17 protein-coding genes are annotated in these 18,134 nt (G+C 59.1%); 6 read left to right on the top strand and 11 right to left on the bottom strand.

Going from position 1 to position 18,134, the window contains the following annotated elements; genetic code table 11:
- Positions 1 to 8 precede the first annotated feature (8 nt).
- From VKV28_12750 to VKV28_12720, 7 genes are read right to left on the bottom strand one after another with little or no spacing between them, the layout of a single operon-like run.
- The gene (locus VKV28_12750; GenBank protein ID HLH77664.1) at positions 9 to 1,181 is read right to left on the bottom strand and encodes a DegT/DnrJ/EryC1/StrS family aminotransferase; all 1,173 of its coding nucleotides are present in this window, start codon (positions 1,179 to 1,181) and stop codon (positions 9 to 11) included.
- The gene (locus VKV28_12745; GenBank protein HLH77663.1) at positions 1,178 to 1,708 is read right to left on the bottom strand and encodes an acyltransferase; all 531 of its coding nucleotides are present in this window, start codon (positions 1,706 to 1,708) and stop codon (positions 1,178 to 1,180) included. Before VKV28_12745 ends, VKV28_12750 begins: the two co-directional genes overlap by 4 nt.
- 3 nt (positions 1,709 to 1,711) lie before the next feature.
- Positions 1,712 to 2,815, bottom strand: coding sequence for a Gfo/Idh/MocA family oxidoreductase (locus tag VKV28_12740; GenBank protein HLH77662.1), 1,104 nt, complete (start codon positions 2,813 to 2,815; stop codon positions 1,712 to 1,714).
- Complete coding sequence (locus VKV28_12735) at positions 2,812 to 3,564, bottom strand: hypothetical protein (protein HLH77661.1); 753 nt, start codon at positions 3,562 to 3,564, stop codon at positions 2,812 to 2,814. Before VKV28_12735 ends, VKV28_12740 begins: the two co-directional genes overlap by 4 nt.
- A 4-nt stretch (positions 3,565 to 3,568) precedes the next feature.
- Complete coding sequence (locus tag VKV28_12730) at positions 3,569 to 4,903, bottom strand: AAA family ATPase (protein HLH77660.1); 1,335 nt, start codon at positions 4,901 to 4,903, stop codon at positions 3,569 to 3,571.
- Between the two features lie 8 nt (positions 4,904 to 4,911).
- Complete coding sequence (locus VKV28_12725) at positions 4,912 to 6,429, bottom strand: hypothetical protein (protein HLH77659.1); 1,518 nt, start codon at positions 6,427 to 6,429, stop codon at positions 4,912 to 4,914.
- A gap of 19 nt (positions 6,430 to 6,448) precedes the next feature.
- Positions 6,449 to 7,279, bottom strand: coding sequence for a polysaccharide biosynthesis/export family protein (locus VKV28_12720; GenBank protein ID HLH77658.1), 831 nt, complete (start codon positions 7,277 to 7,279; stop codon positions 6,449 to 6,451).
- Between the two features lie 429 nt (positions 7,280 to 7,708).
- On the opposite strand from VKV28_12720, the gene VKV28_12715 reads away from it, so the two are divergent.
- The 5 genes from VKV28_12715 (at position 7,709) to VKV28_12695 (ending at position 13,051) form a co-directional block, all read left to right on the top strand.
- Positions 7,709 to 8,515 carry a polysaccharide deacetylase family protein gene (locus tag VKV28_12715; GenBank protein HLH77657.1) on the top strand — a complete coding sequence of 269 codons (807 nt, stop codon included), beginning with the start codon at positions 7,709 to 7,711 and terminating at the stop codon, positions 8,513 to 8,515.
- A gap of 2 nt (positions 8,516 to 8,517) precedes the next feature.
- The gene (locus VKV28_12710) at positions 8,518 to 10,029 is read left to right on the top strand and encodes an O-antigen ligase family protein (protein HLH77656.1); all 1,512 of its coding nucleotides are present in this window, start codon (positions 8,518 to 8,520) and stop codon (positions 10,027 to 10,029) included.
- Positions 10,030 to 10,131: 102 nt separating this feature from the next.
- Positions 10,132 to 10,995, top strand: a complete 864-nt coding sequence (locus VKV28_12705) for a glycosyltransferase family A protein (protein HLH77655.1) — start codon at positions 10,132 to 10,134, stop codon at positions 10,993 to 10,995.
- A gap of 53 nt (positions 10,996 to 11,048) precedes the next feature.
- Positions 11,049 to 12,206 carry a glycosyltransferase family 4 protein gene (locus tag VKV28_12700; GenBank protein HLH77654.1) on the top strand — a complete coding sequence of 386 codons (1,158 nt, stop codon included), beginning with the start codon at positions 11,049 to 11,051 and terminating at the stop codon, positions 12,204 to 12,206.
- Positions 12,161 to 13,051, top strand: a complete 891-nt coding sequence (locus VKV28_12695) for a hypothetical protein (GenBank protein ID HLH77653.1) — start codon at positions 12,161 to 12,163, stop codon at positions 13,049 to 13,051. Before VKV28_12700 ends, VKV28_12695 begins: the two co-directional genes overlap by 46 nt.
- Here the strand turns inward: VKV28_12695 and VKV28_12690 are convergent.
- The 4 genes from VKV28_12690 to VKV28_12675 all read right to left on the bottom strand — a co-directional run bounded on the left by VKV28_12690 (position 13,048) and on the right by VKV28_12675 (position 17,297).
- Positions 13,048 to 13,707, bottom strand: a complete 660-nt coding sequence (locus VKV28_12690; GenBank protein ID HLH77652.1) for a class I SAM-dependent methyltransferase — start codon at positions 13,705 to 13,707, stop codon at positions 13,048 to 13,050. The genes VKV28_12695 and VKV28_12690 overlap by 4 nt on opposite strands.
- Before the next feature lie 484 nt (positions 13,708 to 14,191).
- On the bottom strand, positions 14,192 to 14,962 hold the full coding sequence (locus tag VKV28_12685; GenBank protein ID HLH77651.1) for a methyltransferase domain-containing protein: 771 nt from the start codon (positions 14,960 to 14,962) through the stop codon (positions 14,192 to 14,194).
- Between the two features lie 326 nt (positions 14,963 to 15,288).
- Positions 15,289 to 16,845 carry a hypothetical protein gene (locus tag VKV28_12680; protein ID HLH77650.1) on the bottom strand — a complete coding sequence of 519 codons (1,557 nt, stop codon included), beginning with the start codon at positions 16,843 to 16,845 and terminating at the stop codon, positions 15,289 to 15,291.
- A gap of 77 nt (positions 16,846 to 16,922) precedes the next feature.
- Entirely contained in the window at positions 16,923 to 17,297 is a 375-nt protein-coding gene (locus VKV28_12675) for a hypothetical protein (protein HLH77649.1), read from the bottom strand.
- Positions 17,298 to 17,695: 398 nt separating this feature from the next.
- On the opposite strand from VKV28_12675, the gene VKV28_12670 reads away from it, so the two are divergent.
- Positions 17,696 to 18,134 (top strand): hypothetical protein (locus VKV28_12670; protein ID HLH77648.1); only part of this gene is annotated, 439 nt, incomplete at its 3' end.

Below are 18,134 nucleotides of genomic sequence, written 5' to 3'. Positions count from 1 at the left end.
ATAGTCCCCTAACTCTGCGCGCGCTGGGGCTCGACGCCAGCACTGTTGGCCAGCGTTTCGGTGATCGTTTCCACCACTTCCAGCACTTCCAGATTGTTCAGGTGGGGATGCATGGGCAGGGAGAGAATGGAGTCGGAGAGCACCTCGCTGACTGGGAAATCCCCTTTGCGGTAGCCCAGATGAGCCAGCGCAGGCTGCAGATGCAGAGGCAATGGGTAATGGATGCCGCACTCGATACCGTGCGCCAGCAAATCGTGTCGAATCAGGTCCCGGCGCGGATGGCAAATCACAAACAAGTGGTAGCAGGATTCGAAGCCTTCGGGCTCGGTCGGCAGCTCGCAACCCAGCGCTCCGTCCAGCAGGGTGCGATAGGAAAAGGCCAGCTCGCGACGTCTCGCATTCCACTTGCTCAGATGCTCCAACTTGGCCAGCAGCACCACCGCCTGGATGGTATCGAGGCGAGCGTTATAACCGCAGTCCAGATGGCCATAATGAGAAGTGCGGCCGTGATCGCGCAGCCGTACGACGTGCTCGGCGAGCTCCTCGTCGTTGGTCGCCAGCGCGCCACCTTCGCCCCATCCGCCCAGGTTTTTGCCCGGGTAAAAGCTGAAGCAACCCGCTTTGCCAATTGCACCGGCGTTCATCCAGCGGCCGCCCACGCGCACCCGTGCACCGTGAGCTTGGCAGGCATCCTCAAGCACCGGGATGTTGAACTCGCGACCCAGGGCGGTAATTTCTTCCATTGGGGCCGGCAAGCCGTATAAGTGCACGGGTAGAATGGCGCGCGGCCCATTGGGCGATTGCCAGCGTCCGGCCTCCAGGTAGCGGCGCAAAGCTTGCGGGCTCATGTTGCGGGTGCGCGGATCAACATCCACAAACACTGGTCGTGCCCCGGCTTGCACAATCGCTTCGGCGGTAGCGATAAAGGTCGCCGGCACCGTGATCACCTCGTCGCCCGCTCTCACACCCATCGCGATCAGCGCGAGGCGCAGCGCGTCGGTCCCACTACCCACCCCCACAACCCTCTTGACGCCGAGAAATTGAGCGAAGGCCTGCTCGAACTGCGCCACCTGTGGACCGCCAATGTAGGAGGTGCGAGCGTGCACCTGAGCCATCCCGCGCTCAACGGCGTGTTGGATTTCCTGATTTTGCGCCGCCAAGTCGATCATACGGATTTTCATCGCCGACCTCCCGCCATTAACTGCTTGGATTGGTTTACCACCCTGGTGCGGACATGCAGACGAGCCGGATTGCCGCTGACTACCGCACCCGGCGGGACGTCGCGGGTGACTACCGCGCCCGCGCCCACCAGCGCGCCAGCGCCGATTTCAACCCCGCACATGATCACTGCGCCGCTACCCAATGAGGCGCCCCGCCGCACCACAGTCGGCTCCAGGCGCCAGTCCTTTTCGCTCTGTGGGCTACCGTCGGGATTGGTCGCGCGCGGATCGCGATCGTTGATGAAGACCACGTGGTGACCCACGAAAACTTCGTCCTCGATGCGCACGCCGGCGCATATGAAAGTATGCGAGGAGATTTTGCAGCACCGACCCACTCTCGCCCCGCGCTGAATCTCAACAAAGGCGCCCACGCGCGTCTGCGCCCCAATCGTGCAACCGTAAAGGTTGACGAAGGGCGAAAGACGGACATCGGCTCCCAACTCGACGTCATCGCTGACGCAGACCAGGGCTGATTTTTCGCCGGCCATAATTCAGCGCGTCCCCGGGTTGGCCAGTGTAATTAGCGCACCGGCGTTTTTGAGCGACAGGCTGGCCGCTTCCAACACACTCACCACGCGCAGACCGTTCAAACCGTCGGTGTTGGGCGTGCGCTGGGTCGCAATACAATCGATGAAATGCTGGCATTCCATGCGCAGCGGCTCGGTCTCCTCGATGCGGGGGATCTGGATGTCGCCGTAACGATAGGAAAGTTGAAACTCGTCGTAACTGTCGTAATAGCGCTGAACGTCGACCCCCTTGTCGTAGATGCGGATCTTCTCCTGGGTTGCGGTGTCGTCGTACACCAACATGCGGCGGGAGCCGACGATCGTGGTGCGCCGAATCTTGTTGGGGTCCAGCCAACTGACGTGGATAAAGGCCAGAATCTTGCCGGGAAAATGCAAAGTAAGCATCGCCACGTCTTCGATGTCGCCGCGGTAGTAGCTCTTGCCCTGGCAACTCACCGCGTGCGGGAACTGGCCCAGGAGCATCAGGATGATCGAGATATCGTGGGTGGCCAGATCCCAGGCCACGTTGACGTCATGTTGGAGCAAACCCAGGTTGGCGCGCACCGAGCTGATATACAGCACCTCACCCAACTCGCCTCGAGCGATAAGATCGCGCACCTTAAGCACCGGTGCGCTGTACTCAAAGGTGTGACCGACCATCAATGGTAGATCGGCCTCGCGCGCCAAAATCACCAGCTCCTCGGCTTGGCGGCGCGACATCGCTAACGGCTTCTCCACCAGCACCGCTTTGCCCGCCTGCAACACCTGGCGGGCGATGGGGTAATGGGTGCTGACCGGAGTGGCCACCACCACGCCGTCGATTTCAGGATCTTGGAGCACTTCGCTCAGCCGCTCGCAGGTCTGAACTTCCGGATAGCTTTTGCGGATGCGCTCGCGCCGGCCGGCGTCGAGATCGCACGCCAGCACCCGGGCTCCGCTCTGCAACTGAGTGAAATTGCGCACCCAGTTGGGGCCCCAATAACCCAACCCTACCACTGCCAGCCCGCGCACCTGCCCTTCGGCTCGGCGCGCCGGCGCGGCGTTAACTCTGGCCGCCGGCGCGGGCAGCTCGCTGTTGATCTGGTTCATACCGGGATCAATCTCCTTAGGTTTTTGCCGATCGGATCGGTTTTGTCGTTGAGAATCACGCCAGCCATCGAGCGGTTGGCGGCGCGCAAAGCGCTAACGGTCGTAACCAAGTGAGAGCGCTCGGTTTGGCCGTAGCGCACCACCAGCAGAATCGGGTCGCCGACGCGCGCCAGCACCAACATTCGCGGATCCAGCCGCGGCACGCCCAGATCGACGATAGTGGCCTGGTACTCGGCGCAGCGCCGCTCATAGTCCGCCATCCCACCGGGCTCTCGTCCTTGCGCCAGGTTCGCCGAACAAATCGCCAAATCCAGGCCGCGCAGGCCCGTAGGCTGGATTTGCAAGTCGCCATCCAGCAGCATCGGCTGACCCCCGTTATTGGGGGATGCGCGGAAGAAAAGGTGAAGCGCGGGCTGGCGCAGATGGGCGTCGACCAGCAGTGTACGCAACCCCAGCCGCTGGCTGAGATCCAGCGCCAACGCGGCGGCCATGGTTGAAGCGCCGTCACCCCGCTCGCATCCCCCCACCAACACCCGGGTCGCGCTTTCCACCACTGCCACCGGCGCCAGCCGCTCGCTCAGGGTGCGCAGCACCTGGGCCTGCAGCACGCCGCGCGGGACCCCACCGGGCCCCACCGGAATGAGATTTTTGGTATTGCGCCCGTCCGGGCGTAGGCGCGCCACCCGTGGTTCGGGCGCATGATCAGGATCAAGCTTGAGCCGCTCCAGGGTCTGGAAATACTTGCCCATGGTGTTAGTTCGCCTCGGCCGTGGCGCCGCGCGCCGGCAGGTTGATCACTTCACCGGGGTAGATCACATCGAGGTTGTGAATTTGGGGATTTCTGGCGGCTAATTGCGCCAGCCCGCCGGCCCCTCCCAGATAGCGCTGCGCGATCGCGGTGGCCGTGTCGCCGCTGCGCACTCGCACCTGGGTCGGCAGCGATTGGGTATGCGAGACGGGCAGCGGCGCAACCTTGACCACGGGGCTGCCCAGCCCCGCCGCGGCCGCCAGACCGCTGGCAACCGGCGCGGCCGGCGCTGCGCTAGTGGGCGCGGCGTACACGAACCGCGGGCTCAGCGGTGGCTCGGCCAACGAAAGCGGCGCTGCGAAGCTTTGGACCGGCGCGGGCTTGAGATCGATGTCAACGGGCTCAGCAGTGTGCCACAACCACAATGAGCCGCTGGCACCCAACAGCGCCAACGAGGCCAGGCCAAGGGCGGCGTGACGCACACGCACCGGCCAGCGCACCGCCGGAGGAGCCAGCGGCGCGGGCGCGCCCCCGGCGAAGTCGTCATATTCGGCCACCACTTCGCGCATTACCTCAGCGCTGACCCGGGTGGCGTTGCGCGAAAAAGCACTGAGCATTGCGTTGTGACAGAGGATGTTAACCCGGCGCGCGATCCCGTGGCTGTGTTGCACTACCAGCTTAAGCGCTCGCCCGCTGAATATCGCGTCGGGGCGCCCGCCGCGCGCACCGACCAGATGCGCGATGTATTCCAGCACCTCGCCGTCGGACAGCGGATGGAGCATGGCGCGGGCACCAATCCGCTCGTTGAGCTGCTTGAGCGCGGGCGATTGCAGGCGACGGGCCAACTCGGGTTGGCCAGCCAGGATTATCTGCAACTGCCGCCGCTCGGGATGGCCCTGGTTGGCAAGCAGGCGCAGTTCCTCGAAACCGTCGTCGCTGAGCGCCTGGGCCTCGTCGAACACCATCACCACCCTTTCCTCGGGCGCCAACTGGCTGAGGTACTGATTGAAGGCCTCGATCACCGCCAGCTTGCTCTGATCCTGGGGTTCGATGCCGAGCTGGCGGGTGATTCGCATCAGGATTTCGGCGAAGGAGAGCTTGGGATGGTTGAGATAGACCGCGCGCACGCGCTGGTAATGGCGTGCCAGGATGGCGCTTACCAGCGTCGTCTTGCCCGTTCCGGGCTCGCCCACGAACAGGGTGTAACCGCTCGGCTCGCGCAACACGCTCCATTCCAGCGCCGCCAAGGCCTCGCTGTGTTCCTTGCCCAGATAGAGCGCGGCGGGGGCAGTGGTGAACTCGAAAGGGGGGCCATTGAGGCCAAAGTAGCGGTAATACATTTTTAACCCTAAAATTCGCTGTGCAACACGGTAAAGGTTTTCAGACCGCTGTCGCGCGCGATCGCGGCGCTGGAATAGATGCGCGGGTCGCGCTGCTCCTCCCACTCCGCGGCCGCCAGCGCCAGCACCAGCGCCATCAGCAAGCCCGCCATCAGGTTAAGCCACAGCTTCGGAAACACCGGCCGCAGCGGCAGGATCGGGGCCTCCGCCACGCTAACGTTGAGAATCTTGTCGGAGTTGAGAGCGCCCGCGGCGCGCGCTTCCTCCGCTTTGCGCACGTAGGACAGGTAAGCTTCTCGATCGGTATCAACTTGGCGCTGCAAGCGCACTAGCTCGACCCCGTTGGTGACGGTCTGGTCTAATTGCCCATGGACCTGATCGATCTCCTGCGCCAGCTTCTGCACAGTGGCGGCCAGCGAGGCGGCGCGCGTTTTGGCCTGCGCCAGGTTGGAGTCGAGCATTACCCACACTGGATTGAGATCGGTGCTGGATTCGCTGACTTCGAGGTGATTTTCGTGATTTAGGATGCTCTGCGCCGCCTTCAGCTTGGCGTCAATTTCCCGAATGCGCTCGCTCCCGGGCTGGTAACGGCTGAGCAGATCTGCGCGCTCGGTCTTGAGCGCCAGCACTTGCGGTTTGAGGTTCTGCAGGGCCATGTTCTGCTCTGAGCGGGTTTCCTTGTTGATCCGCTCCGCCGTGCCCTTGAGCTGCATGGTCAAGGTCTGCACTTCCTGTTGAGCCGAGGCCAAATCCGCGACAGCCTTGCTATGCTCCAGGCCCAGGTCGGATGCCTGGGTGATGAGCGCCTGCTGTTGGGAATTGAGGTTGCTAATCCCGCTTTGCAGCTCGTAGCCCCGCAGTTGATCTTCAGATTGCCGTAACTTGCGTTGCAGCAGCGCGGCCTGGGTCTGGAAAAACTGCTCCGCCTGCGGATCGTTGGAGAGCTGGCCGCGGAGTTCGAAGTAAGCGCTGATCAAGCGCTCCAAAAACTCTTGGCACCACAGCGCGTCATCGGAGCGAAAACTCAATTCGATCACGTTGGAGCGCTTGATCACCGAGACCCCCAAATGGGCGCTCAATTGACGCACCAAGCGATCCTGGGCGGTCACTTGAGGCGTTCCATGAAGAACCCGATATCCTAGTCCCGGTAGTCCCAGAAGCATTCGGACCGCGCCGATCATTCCGGCACCAAGCCGATGGTGACTGACGGGGGGACTTACTCCTTCGATCGCCTTGCGCACCAAGTAGGGACTGCTGAGCAGCTCGCGCTCAGAGTTGAGCTCTTCCTCGCTCACAGGAGTGCTGACGATCTCCTGCTTGGCTTGGTCGGCTCCGCCAAGGTCGGGCGAGACCAGCAGTTGTGCACGATTGCGCTGAACCAGGATTTCGGCACGCGAGGCGTAAACCGGCGGCCACAGCACGGTTATCAGGAGAACTACCCCAAAGACCGTGCCGGCTACTTCAATGATGATCAGGTGTCGGCGAACCGCCAGCTCCAACCAGTAGTTGAGATCTCTGCTTCCCATCGCTTTACCTCGCCGGTGCTCACAGGACTGGAGTGTTGGCCGCTAGGTAAGGCTCCACTGGCATCAGGCGACGAAGGTAATGATCGACCCAGTTATCCATGCTGGCGATAGTGCTGGGCGGGACCACCACGATGTCACGCGATTCCAATACCAAGTCGTCGTTGGAGCCGGCTCGATTGAGTGCCCTCTTCAAACTGATTGCGGAGCGGGCCGGATTACCGCAGACATCGCGCCGGATCAGCACAGCCGTTGACCCTGCGTCCTTAGTCAGCCCCCCGGCTTCCGCGACCGCCTGTAGGATTGTGGTGCCTGACTCAACTGGGAAAGCCCCTGGATGGGCCACCTCGCCTTCGACGAAAATCTGGCGACTCGGCATGTTCTTGACCGTGACCGTGACCCCGGGAGCGCGCAGCTCACGCAAGTAAGCCTGGTCCAAATTGGTCGCCAGCTGCTGCGGTGTGAGGCCCGCGGCCGGCACTTCTCCAATCAGGCGGACCGAAATCTTGCCATCCGGACGCACCGTGACGTCCTGGTTGAACTCTGGATTGAGGTAGAAATCGATCAACAGATCGTCGCTGGGCTCAATCAGGTAGCTGCCGTCGGGAGCCTGTCCGCGCTGCAGCGAAACGTTAGCCATGCAGGCCTGCGGCGACATCGCGAGCCCTTGGTGGGGTAATCTGCTATCGTCACCGTTGGAAGCCGCACAGCCCGCCAGCCAAAGACCGGCGGCGACCAGCATTAGCGCCCACCCCAAACTCATAGTGAAGCCGCGCACCTCGCGCGGTCCGGCGACGGCCATCGTGCGGCTTGCGCCGGCGAGTTGGAACTGTTCGACCCGTGGCTTGTTCATGAACTTCGTACCCGGGCTGGTCGGTGAGCAAGCCTTGTGCCGAGTGCAGAAAAAAAGTTTTTGCCCAATATTCAGCTGACATTTTTGGTTGGGGTGCGCACAACTGACTGTTTTTGGGGAGCACGGATTACAACCGAGCCACGGCAACCTTTACAACCGCACTTTCGCGGTCGGCTGAAAGTAACGGCAAGGGTGCCCATACGGCACATTACTCGCGCCTCGACACCTTGGACCCAAAACGGACACCGGACGAAGGCGGATGTGCGGCAACACCTACGCAACTGCGCGCGCCGATAAGGGTTCCGGTCTTTTTCGCTTTTACACCGGCCCGCTGGAAGCTTTTACAAACGCCCGCGCGTCATCGTTGAGAAAAACGTCTCATTTAGCCTTTCGACAAAGGCACGAAGTTTGCGCTAGGCGGGCAGGGTGATGTTTCGCTCCTCAGTCTTCGAGACCACGCGGCGGCTTGCAAACCGCAAGCTCCCGATCCTGATGTATCACGGAATTGCGGGTGGACCCTGTGGCCCGGCCCAGGCCTACTGGAGTCAGCGCCACGTGGTGGGATGGGACTCGTTTTGTAACCAAGTTCAATTGCTTGGCGACGAAGGCTGGCGTGCCCTGCTTCCCGATGAGCTGAGAATAGAGCACGTCGCACGCGAGTCGCGGGTGTTGGCAATCACTTTCGATGACGGACATACCAGCGATATGTTTGCCGCCGAACGCTTGAGCCACCACGGCATGCGCGCGCTCTTCTATTTGACCTGGTCGCATCTGGGCCGTGCCGGCTATATCACGAAGGAGCAGGTCGGGCGGCTCGTGCGCCTGGGTATGAGCATCGGCTCGCACGGGCTTCGCCACATCGCTTTCGATTCTCTTGACGACCATGAGCTCGCACACGAGCTGCAAGAGTCCAAAGCGCGCCTAGAAGATCTCTCCAGCCTGCCGGTCACCAGTTTCGCGTGTCCCCTGGGAGCCTACGATGAGCGCGTGTTGGCGGCGGCCTTCGCCGCCGGCTATACGAGCGTAACAACCTCGGACTTCCGCCGCGCTGCTGTGGGCGGCCGAGCTGTTTTTCCGCGTATCCCGATTCTCAACGATACCGCTTTGGCAGACTTTCGCGCTCTGCTCTATGCCGGCACCTGGGGTACCGCGCGTCGCCGGGTCACCATCGGTCTGGTGCGGCGTGGCGGCCGCATTTGCTCCTACCTGGCGCGTCACACCCGAATCGGAGGCTGACCATGGCCAGCGCGTTGGACGCGATTGTCGATGCACCGCCCACGTCCCCGGACCGCTGGCGCGGTACGTCCACGGTCATCATGGTGTGCCTGCTTCTCGCCGCTGCCTGCCTGTGGGTGGTAGCTGGGGCCAACACGCAAATCCTGTTTGCCCTGTTCGCTACGGTGGCGGCCGCGAGCGTCATAAGCGGAGCCATGTTTTGCTGGAAACACGAGAGCTGGTTGCCCTTTGCCCTAATCTTGCTCATCTTGTCGCTCTATACGCTACCCAATCCTGGCCTGCGAGCCGCTGTTCATTATTCCATTGTCACCCTGCTGTGCTTGCCGTTAGCGCCACGCTTACTGCGCTCCGGACTGCTGCGCCAGGGCGGCTTTCGCCTCTACACCTTCTATTATTTCTGGGCGGCATTCACGGTTAGCTACTCGCTGGCTCCTCTATTCTCGCTTTCGCGTTTGGCGGACTCTCTGCTCCTGTTCTGCGCCATTGCCTGGTGCGCCAGCCAGGTAAACACCGAAGAGCAAGCTTTCCAACTGCTGTGGCGGGCGATGCTTGGAGCCGGCCTGATAACCCTGCTGTTAGTGGTGTTCGGTTTGTTTGGGCCCCATAGTTTGAATTGGCTCAGCCCCGAAGAGAGCATCCAGCCCTCGGTCCTACGCGACATGCGTCTGCACGGACTTCAGGTTGGCGGCATCGAGCGCTTTCGTGGCATCCTAAGTGGCCCAAACGACGTCGGCTTGGTGATGCTCCTCACGGTTGGTCCTGCTTTAGTTTGCTGGTCAGCGGTTAGTCAGCGAATGAAATTTAATTTGGGAGGACTGATTGTAGCGGCCCTAGGCGCGTGCGCGGCTGCCGATTCGCGCTCTCCCATACTTGGCCTAACGTTGGGCGGGCTCTTGTACAGTGTCTGGCGCTATCGGGCTAAAAGCCTACCCTTGATTGGCGCCGGGACCCTGGTAGTGGTCGCCGTCGCAACCCTTATGGGTCATAAATTTGGCACTTATGTCGACCGCGGCGACATCACTACGCTGACTGGCCGCACTGAAATGTGGCAATTCGTGCTCGCAGCCGTCGCTCGCCATCCGATCCGCGGCTACGGTTATGAAGTCCAGGGCGCGATCCTCAATAGCCGCTACTTTCCTCTCTGGTGGGGACCGTGGGACCAGGGGCCGCACAGCTCTCTACACGATGGATATTTGAATCACGCCGCCGGGGTCGGGATCCCAGCTACCGTGTTTTGGCTGTTTATGATGCTGCGCCCCTGGTTCTTCATTTTCCGCCAGCCAGGCGATCCGTGGCGACTCAAATCGATGTTCTTCCTGATCACACTTCCCTTAATGGTACTGAACCTGACCGAAGCAGCAATCGGAGACTGTATCGAAGCCAGCGGCTTTTTGTTCGCCCTCGTCTGGGCTCTGGCCGAACGATACCGTTTACTCACCTTGCAAAGCGAAGCCGAAACGGCAAGGCGAACGCTCGACCGCATGTCGCGCCCTCTGGCAAGCCTGTTGCAGTGACACCATGCCTGCTACGGTCGATAGTTGTTTTTACTCTGTACCCCATTTTTGCCTTGCCGTGCCTCACCTCCATTGCCATAGCTTTAAGGAGACTCGCACTCTATGGCCGCTAGTATAATCGCGGTCACGCCCGCGCATAATGAAGAGCGTTTTCTCCCCAACTTGATACGCTGCATGACAAACCAATCATTGCGGCCTCGATCATGGACGATAATAGACGATGGTTCCTCCGACCAGACCGCCAGAATTATCGACCAGGCTGCCGCCGCCTATGCCTGGATCAAGGCAGTTCACCTGCCCCTTCATACCCTACGCGCTCCTGGTGGCGAATCTGTAATCATGCCGGAGCTACGGCCTGAACGGCTGGGCGCCGCGGATTTCATATTTAGAGTTGACGCCGACGTCACCTTCGATAACCATTTTCTCGAGCATCTTATTAACAAATTCGAGCGCACTCCCAAGCTGGGAATTGCCAGTGGAATGCTCTACGAGCCTGCTGCTAACAACAGCTGGCGCCCTCTTCGCGAGCCATCCTTTCAACCCACCGGCCCCTGCCGCGTTTACTCCCGCCGCTGTTTTGATACTCTGGGCAGACTGGAATCTACTCTGGGCTGGGACACCGTCGATGTCACAACCGCGTTGATGCGCGGCTTCGACACCCGCAACTTTCGCGACCTTACCGTTTATCACCACCGTCCGATGCAAACCGCCAGCGGCCCACGACAGGGTAGGCTAAATGCGGGGGTGGCGGCCTACAACGCCGGCTATTCATTCCTTTTTATGATAGTTCGATCCTGCCGCCACGCCTGCACTCCCCCCTGGGTCGTTGGCGGAGCCTTGATGCTCTTTGCCTATCTGCGTTGCTGGCTCACAGGAATGCCTCGACTGGCAGACCCCGAACTTATGGCCTTCGTGCGACGTCAACAATTGCGACGTCTTTGCGGTCTGACGACCATTTGGAAGTAATCTTCCCTGATTCAGTCGTTGCTTATGGCGTGGCCGCTTGCTGAATGAGACCGATGAAAGTGTTGCTTGTTTCCAACCGTCTATTTACTCACGACGTGCGTTTGCGCCGTAATGCGGAGGCACTCGCCAAACGCGGCGACAGTGTTGACGTAATCTGCACCGCCGAAGAGGGGCACAATTATACAGGTCCCGTCCATTTAGTAGCGTTCCCATGCTTTCGCTATCGTGGCAACAATCGCCTGTGCTATCTGGGCTATTATCTTGACTTCCTTGTCCGCGCAAGCTGGCGCGCGACTCTGCTCGCGTTTCGGCGACGTTACGACGTTGTTATCGCAGTCAGCATGCCGGATGCGATCGTGTTCGCTTGCGTTGGAGCGAGGCTTTTCGGTAGCAAGCTCATCCTCGACATTACTGATACCATGCCCGAACTTTATCAAGATCGTTTCGGCAAGCACTTCTGGGATGTCGGCGGTAAGCTGCTGGCTCTGCAAGAGCGACTTAGCGCTTGGTTTGCCGACCGCGTTCTGGCCGTGCACGAACTGCACCGGCAGCGGCTGATGACCGCCGGAATCGATTCAACTAAAATTCGAGTTGTCATGAATTCCCCCGACCCTTCGATTTTTCGTCATGAGCGTCTTTGCAGTACGAAAAGCGTGGCGTTTACTTTGATCTATCATGGCTCGATTATACGCCGTTTAGGACTTGACATAGCCCTTCAGGCAGTGGCGTCAGCTCGGCAGACAATTCCTCAGTTGCGCCTATGGATTTTTGGCAGCGGCGATTATCTACAGGAAGCGAGACAGTTGGCATTGCGTCTGAACATTGACAACGTGGTCACATTTTTTGGCTTCGTGCCGGCGGAGTTAATTGTTCCTTATATCGCACAGGCACACGTTGGCCTGGTGCCTTATTACGCCAACGAGGCCACGCAAATCATGCTTCCGATGAAGTTACTGGAATACTCGATGCTGGGCGTACCTGTTATCGCTTCGCGCTTGTCAGCGATCGAGTACTATTTTGGCGAACACACCCTTCGCTACGTCGCTCCTGGGGACATTAACGATTTAACCAACGCAATTGTCGAGCTTTACGCGCGCCCCGATTTGCGGGAACGTCTGTCGGGGCGGTGCCGAAAGGCCTTGCAACCGATCGCTTGGAACAACCAATGTCGCGAACTGTTTTCCGCAGTCGACACGCTAGTGTCGCATTAGCCTTACAAGTAAGGCTGCATCGATCGTCGGTAGTAGACGCAAATTGTCATCGTTTTGCCATCAAAACGATCCTGGCTTGCGGCTTTCTCTTATTTTGGCCGCTTGGCATTGCAGCGGCGGAGGCCGCGCATTATTTTGTTACGCTACCGCCACATGCTAGCTTGCCTAGCGACAGAGAGTGCGCCGCGGATATCGCGCCTTCAAATTGGGAGCCGCGGCCGGACAACTATGCAGCCAACCATCGCCAGCCCACAGCTTTGGCCTTGATGACCTTTCATTTGCATCCGGTTAAGGGGAGCTTCGCTCCAATTCGCGATTTTTTACGTGTAAACGGGTCATACACCGGCACCACGGATCAAATTTTGCGCTGGGCTGCCTGCAAATGGGGCATCGATGAAAACGTCGTGCGGGCAGAAGCAGTGGTAGAGTCACACTGGCGACAAAGCGACCTCGGAGATCAAACCACGAATATTTTTCTGTGTCCGCCGGGAAGCGGTTTTCCTGGCGCCTGGAATGGATCTTTTTGTATGCAGAGTTATGGCATTTTGCAGATGAAATTTCACGACTTCGGGGGCTGGCCATGGAGCAAGGACAGCACAGCTTTTAACGCTGATTTTAGAATGGCTTATCAGAGGGCCTGCATGAATGGGGATATTAGTTATTTGCCGCAGGAAATTCCGGCTTTTGGCTACCCAAGATATCCCGAAGGCACCTCCGACCAGATGCTTTGGGGCTGTATGGGTGATTGGTATTCGGGCAGCTGGTATGATTCAGGCTCGTTAGATTATATCGCCCAGGTTAAGAAGGCACTGGTACAGAAGCTTTGGCTGCAACCAGGGTTTTAGTGGGAGCCAAGGCTCGGCATTTGTACCGCCCCTGAGCGACGGCTTACAACTGCCACATAATTACCCCTCCAATGCTCGCCTCGCGGGGTGACGAAGGCGCTTTGCGGAATGGCCCATTCGCTCACAGTTACCAGCTCGCTTTCCTCGAGCTGACGCCGGCATGCATCGAGCGACGGATACAAGAACACATGGTCCTCCTGAGCAATATTGACCGCCATGGTTACAAAGGCCTGGCCATCGGTCTTAAGATAGCGAGCTGCGTTCACGAGTGCGCGCCCGGGATCGCGCAAGTGCTCGCACAACTCGCACAGGATTAGAGCATCATAGACCTGCGCGAAGCGCGGGTCGAACTCGGCCAATGGAAACTCAATGTTTATCGCGACGTTTATGGGTACCTGGCAGAACTTCAAGAGCTTTCGCGCCTGCTCGCACATCGCCTGCTCCTGATCGTAACCCTCGATATGCCAGCACGAAAGAATGCGGGAAGCGCGAACCAGCTCGAAACCGCTGCCGATTCCAACGGCGCCGAGGCGGCCTTTCGGATGTCGCTTCGCCTGCAGGCCGAGGAACCACGACAGATGCTCCATGATGGCGAAACGATGGGGTGTAAGAATGATCGACATTAGCAGGGCCAGACTGTAGTCGTCCGCGGACACGCGCGCCCGTGAATCGCCAAGGTTTTCCACGCACGGGTTTTGGTCGTAACGCCTTTGGAGGGAAATTAGGGCGCTGACTCGGTCAAGGTATCTGTCAACATAGTCTGCGTTGTAGTGAAGCGGTATAAAACGACATATTTCTTCTACCGTTGTTCCGATCGCTTCTCCGTGAGCGCGAAAAACGGCTGCGGCGCTAAAAGCGAGAAGTTGGCCTAGACGATCTCGGCGCTTACTGCGCAGGAGGGCGTTATACAGGCTGGCGTAGAAGGGGTGGGTCAGCAAAAATTGTCTAAGGCTAGGGGTTATGGCAGTTTCATTAATAACGCGAGGCTCGTCTCGTCGGGAGGTAGGCGCGATATACGGTTGGGAGTTCTGCCTCATTTTCTAACGACCAGGAAATGGCGTCACGTAAAAATACCAGCCATCAGGCGCGATCTGTTACTGCGCGCCAGGACAATTGTTTGACCGGGCCTGTCAGCGACCGTTAGGCCTGAGCTTCAACGTAAAGCGTTTCTTCAGGCAATCGGTCGAGTTGGCTCAGGTCGGGAACGGTGCCGGTGGCAAAGGCGCAACGTCGCGGCGCCTCAAAACCGGTCGCCAGAAGCAGGTTTCGCAATAAGACAAAGTCGTACTGATAGCGGCGGGTGCTCAATTCACCGCGCGGGACAGATGGATAGAAGAAGTACCCTAGAGCTGCCTGGCGTTGACCACGTTGGTAAAGCGATATGATATACTCTAGATCGGGTACTGCAATTCGTATCGTTCCTCCAGGTTTAAGCACACGTTTGGCTTCTTTTAGGAGCGCCACCGCCTGATCGTAATATAGATGGTGGAGCATATGGGAGGAATATATGAAATCGGCGCTGCGATCCGGTAAGGGAATACCGTACTTTAGATCGTGATGGATGAAGAGGTTGTTTTTGAGCAGGGCCACGAATTGCTGGGCCGAAGCAACGGCGGGTGCCGTTATGAGCGAATAGCTTCGGCGTAGCAATGGGGCTGGACACTTTGCCAGCAGTGCCTTGAGGCTACCGTCAATATTGATCCAGCCGGGAGCAACGTACAAACCGCTTCCCAGATTAACCTTGACTGGGGATTTAGTTGGGACGATCCGTTGATTACGGTGACTCCAACCGAGCAGGCGCTCGCTCCAGCCGACGATTGCCCTGCCTAGACTACCCAGCGGCTGGGGTGGTAGCCACATGCCGAGCTCGGGAACAGCAATACCGGAGTTTTCTGGCTGATTGCTTGGCACTAAATCTCAAGCGAGGAGTTCCTGGCAAATTATCGTTGCCTGACCAAGCTCCCCGACGGTTGCACGGAGTAGCAACGTGGGTGCCATTGCTGCAGTCGCTTTCACCTTGGCGATTCAATTGGAAATTTGGCTCGGTCCGAGGGAAGTAAAAGCGGCCCGTGAAATATTGGCACGGTAAATTCTTCACGCCCTCATGAGCATTTGGGAATGAAGATAGTTACTGACTCGGTTTGTTTTATGCATCACGTCAAAAGAAAATGTGAACCGCGTTTTGCTTATTGTGGTAAAGGCGCGTGATTGAAGTTCAATTGGAGAGCCCGCAAGTTTTAGCGGATTCCACCCGGCCAAGGGGCGCTGGCTTGGGTTTGCAAAATGTTATTCAGATAGTTCAGCGCCGCCGAGTCGTACCAGTTGCCGGAAAAGTGCGCAGCCACGCAGCCATACAGGGCATAGTCGAGATTGGTCAGGGTAAAGCCGCTGACGGGTTGGTTGGACGCGGTTTCGCCCGGACTCGTGGTGGCGGCAGCGATCGCCGCCAAATAGGCGGTGCCGGTGCCCTGGCTGGTGAAATACACGGCTTCATCGCCGTTGAGGCAGGCGCGGGTAGCGGCCATACGCAGGTCGGCGCCGAACGGGGTGCTTTCCTGCACCATCGGCCAAGCCTCCCATTCGTAGTATACCTTGTCCTGCCACATGCCCCAGGTATCCCAATGGCTGGCCTTGCTGGTAGTACAATAGGTATTGCCGCTGTCGCAGGTCAGTTGCCCCGAAGGGGCATCGGCGAAGGCGTCAAAGCCGCTGAAGACGTTATTCGGCGAGATGGCGGTACTGGGGATAAAACTGGAAAGGCCGACCACCCCCGGGTCGCCGGGAGGATTGTCGAGGTCACCTACTTCCGCGCATCCGCTGCCGCCGTGTGCAGCAGGGCAATCCTGATGCCAGCGGGTTTCTACCCAGGCTTGGGCCCGCACCACATCTTCATCAATGCCCCACTTACAGGCATACACTCGAGCGATGTCGTCCGTGCTGCCCGCGTATGCACCATCCACTTTGGCAAAGTCGGCGGGCGGAAATTGACCGCCCAGCGTAGCATTCGAGTAGAAGTAACTTGGCACCCCGCCGGCCGGCGGCTGGTTGGAGTTGTAGCCGGTACCATCGTCCTGGTTCCATGGCGCGTTCTCCGGAAGCGGGCTCTGATTGACCGCGGTGGCGCAACTGGATTCGCTGGGCAGCGCGGCCAGCGGCGGCAAGGTCGTGTAATGGCCGAGGTGCACCGTTTGCGAGGCGCTGGCCAGCAGCTGACTGTTGGGGTTTTCGGAATAACTGTTCACCGTGATCTCATGACTGCCCATCGTATATGCCGACGTGTTCCAGACCAGTTGACCCGGCGCCGCGCAACCGTCAAGCGAGCCATCGACCTGTAAGCATTCGAACCACGCTCCCGCACAGGTGTCGTTGGTGCCAATCGGAACCACGCTGTTCAAGCTTAGAGCATTATTGGTGGGCGGCGAAGTAATCGACAGGCAGCCCAGTGACACGGCTTCCGAAGCCGTGCCCAAAAGTTGGCTGTTGGGCCCTTCGGAGTAGCTCAAGACTTTTATCTGATGACTGCCTGGAGCAGCGCTGGTAGCGTTCCAGATAAGTTGCCCCACTCCGGCACAGCTCTGTTCGACGTTGTCCACGTACAGGCATTCGAACCACTGTCCGATACAGTCGTCGGTGGTCAAGATTGGAACGTTCGAAGCACTGACGCTGCCACCGGCAACGGGCGAAGCGATCGAGACGCAGGCGGAAGCCGACCACGCAGCTCGCTGACACAATCCGAAAGAGGACAACACAACGACGGCAACCCACCAGTGCCGGGCCAAGGGAAAATGATTCATTTCAACCTCTTAAAATGTGCGGGGCCGCGACTCAGGAACGCGATCGAACCGAGGGGGACAGGCAAAGCGGGCAGTTATTATGGTGCCAAGGCGTACAGAAAACGGTGCTCGCTGGCCTTGCCATTGAGATCATCGCTCAGACGTACAGGGTCGAGCTTGAGCTCGCGGGTGTTGCATAGCGGGTCTTTGGCGAAGCGTTCGCCAACGTAGCCGCGCCCCTTGAGCAGTTGTAGCGCGGTCAGCCAGTCGCGAAACGGCATCCCCAGCCGCTGCGCCAAGGCGTCAGGCGCTGGGGTCCACTCCCGCTGCCCTTGGGCGCTTTGCTCCAGAAGCCAACTCAGCACCAGCGCCCCCATCAAGGCATGTTGAGAGGGACGCAATAGCCGCATCAACGGCGTATAAATCCGAATCGCTTCGTTTGAACAACCCACCAGCCCGAAGCAGTCTTCCATTCCTTTTCCTCTGCCGGTCAAGACTCTGCGGCGATCCTTAAGATGGCTGTTTTCGCAAGAAGCTTGCCGAGATATGTCAAGTACAATTCGGCAGATTTTCTGAATTGTTTTTCAGGTACGGAAAGAAAAGCGGTGGCGCTCGCGCTACGCCGACGTTGCATTGATACGACAGATCGCAGCTTTTTAAGAAAATTAAAGATGGGAACCCCTACAACTAGTAGCATAAGAGACGTTTTCGCTACGTTGTCTCAACTCGGACGATTTGATGGCATAATCTTGCGACGTGACACTCGGGGGCAGGAAACAATAGCCGGAGGCGAGTTTTGCCAGGAAATCACGAAGAAATTTCTTTCGGCTCAGAACTGAAAACAGAAACTCGCCTGCGGCGGCGATGGCCGGTGGGGGCAATTCTGGCTTTGGCAGTGTGCGGCTGGACGGCAATGGCGCGTGCCGCCGTCACCAACCTGGTCAGCCCACCGGTAGGTCCTGGACAGCCCCTAGCGGTCGGTGTCGGGCTGTTTATTTCCAATCTCGCCGCCATCCACGACCAGGCCCAGAGTTTCAACGTGCAGGGCTACTTGATTTTGCGCTGGCGCGATCCGCGCTTGGCCAACGGCGAGGTCGTGCAGGCCCGCGATCAACTGCTGGAAGGGGGCTGGAAACCGCCGGTGGAATTCGCCAACGCAATCGCGCCGGTGACTATCCTGTCCTCCTCACTGAGCGCGCAGGCCGACGGCAGCGTGCTCTGGATTCAGCGGTTCGACGCTAATCTCTCCACCGAGCTGTGGCTGCGGCTGTTTCCCTTCGATCGCCAACACTTGGAAATCGCCCTGGAAT

The sequence above is a fragment of the Candidatus Binataceae bacterium genome (assembly GCA_035294265.1).
In the GTDB taxonomy this organism is placed as follows: domain Bacteria; phylum Desulfobacterota; class Binatia; order Binatales; family Binataceae; genus DATGLK01.
This window is presented reverse-complemented; position numbering and strand designations above follow the sequence as displayed.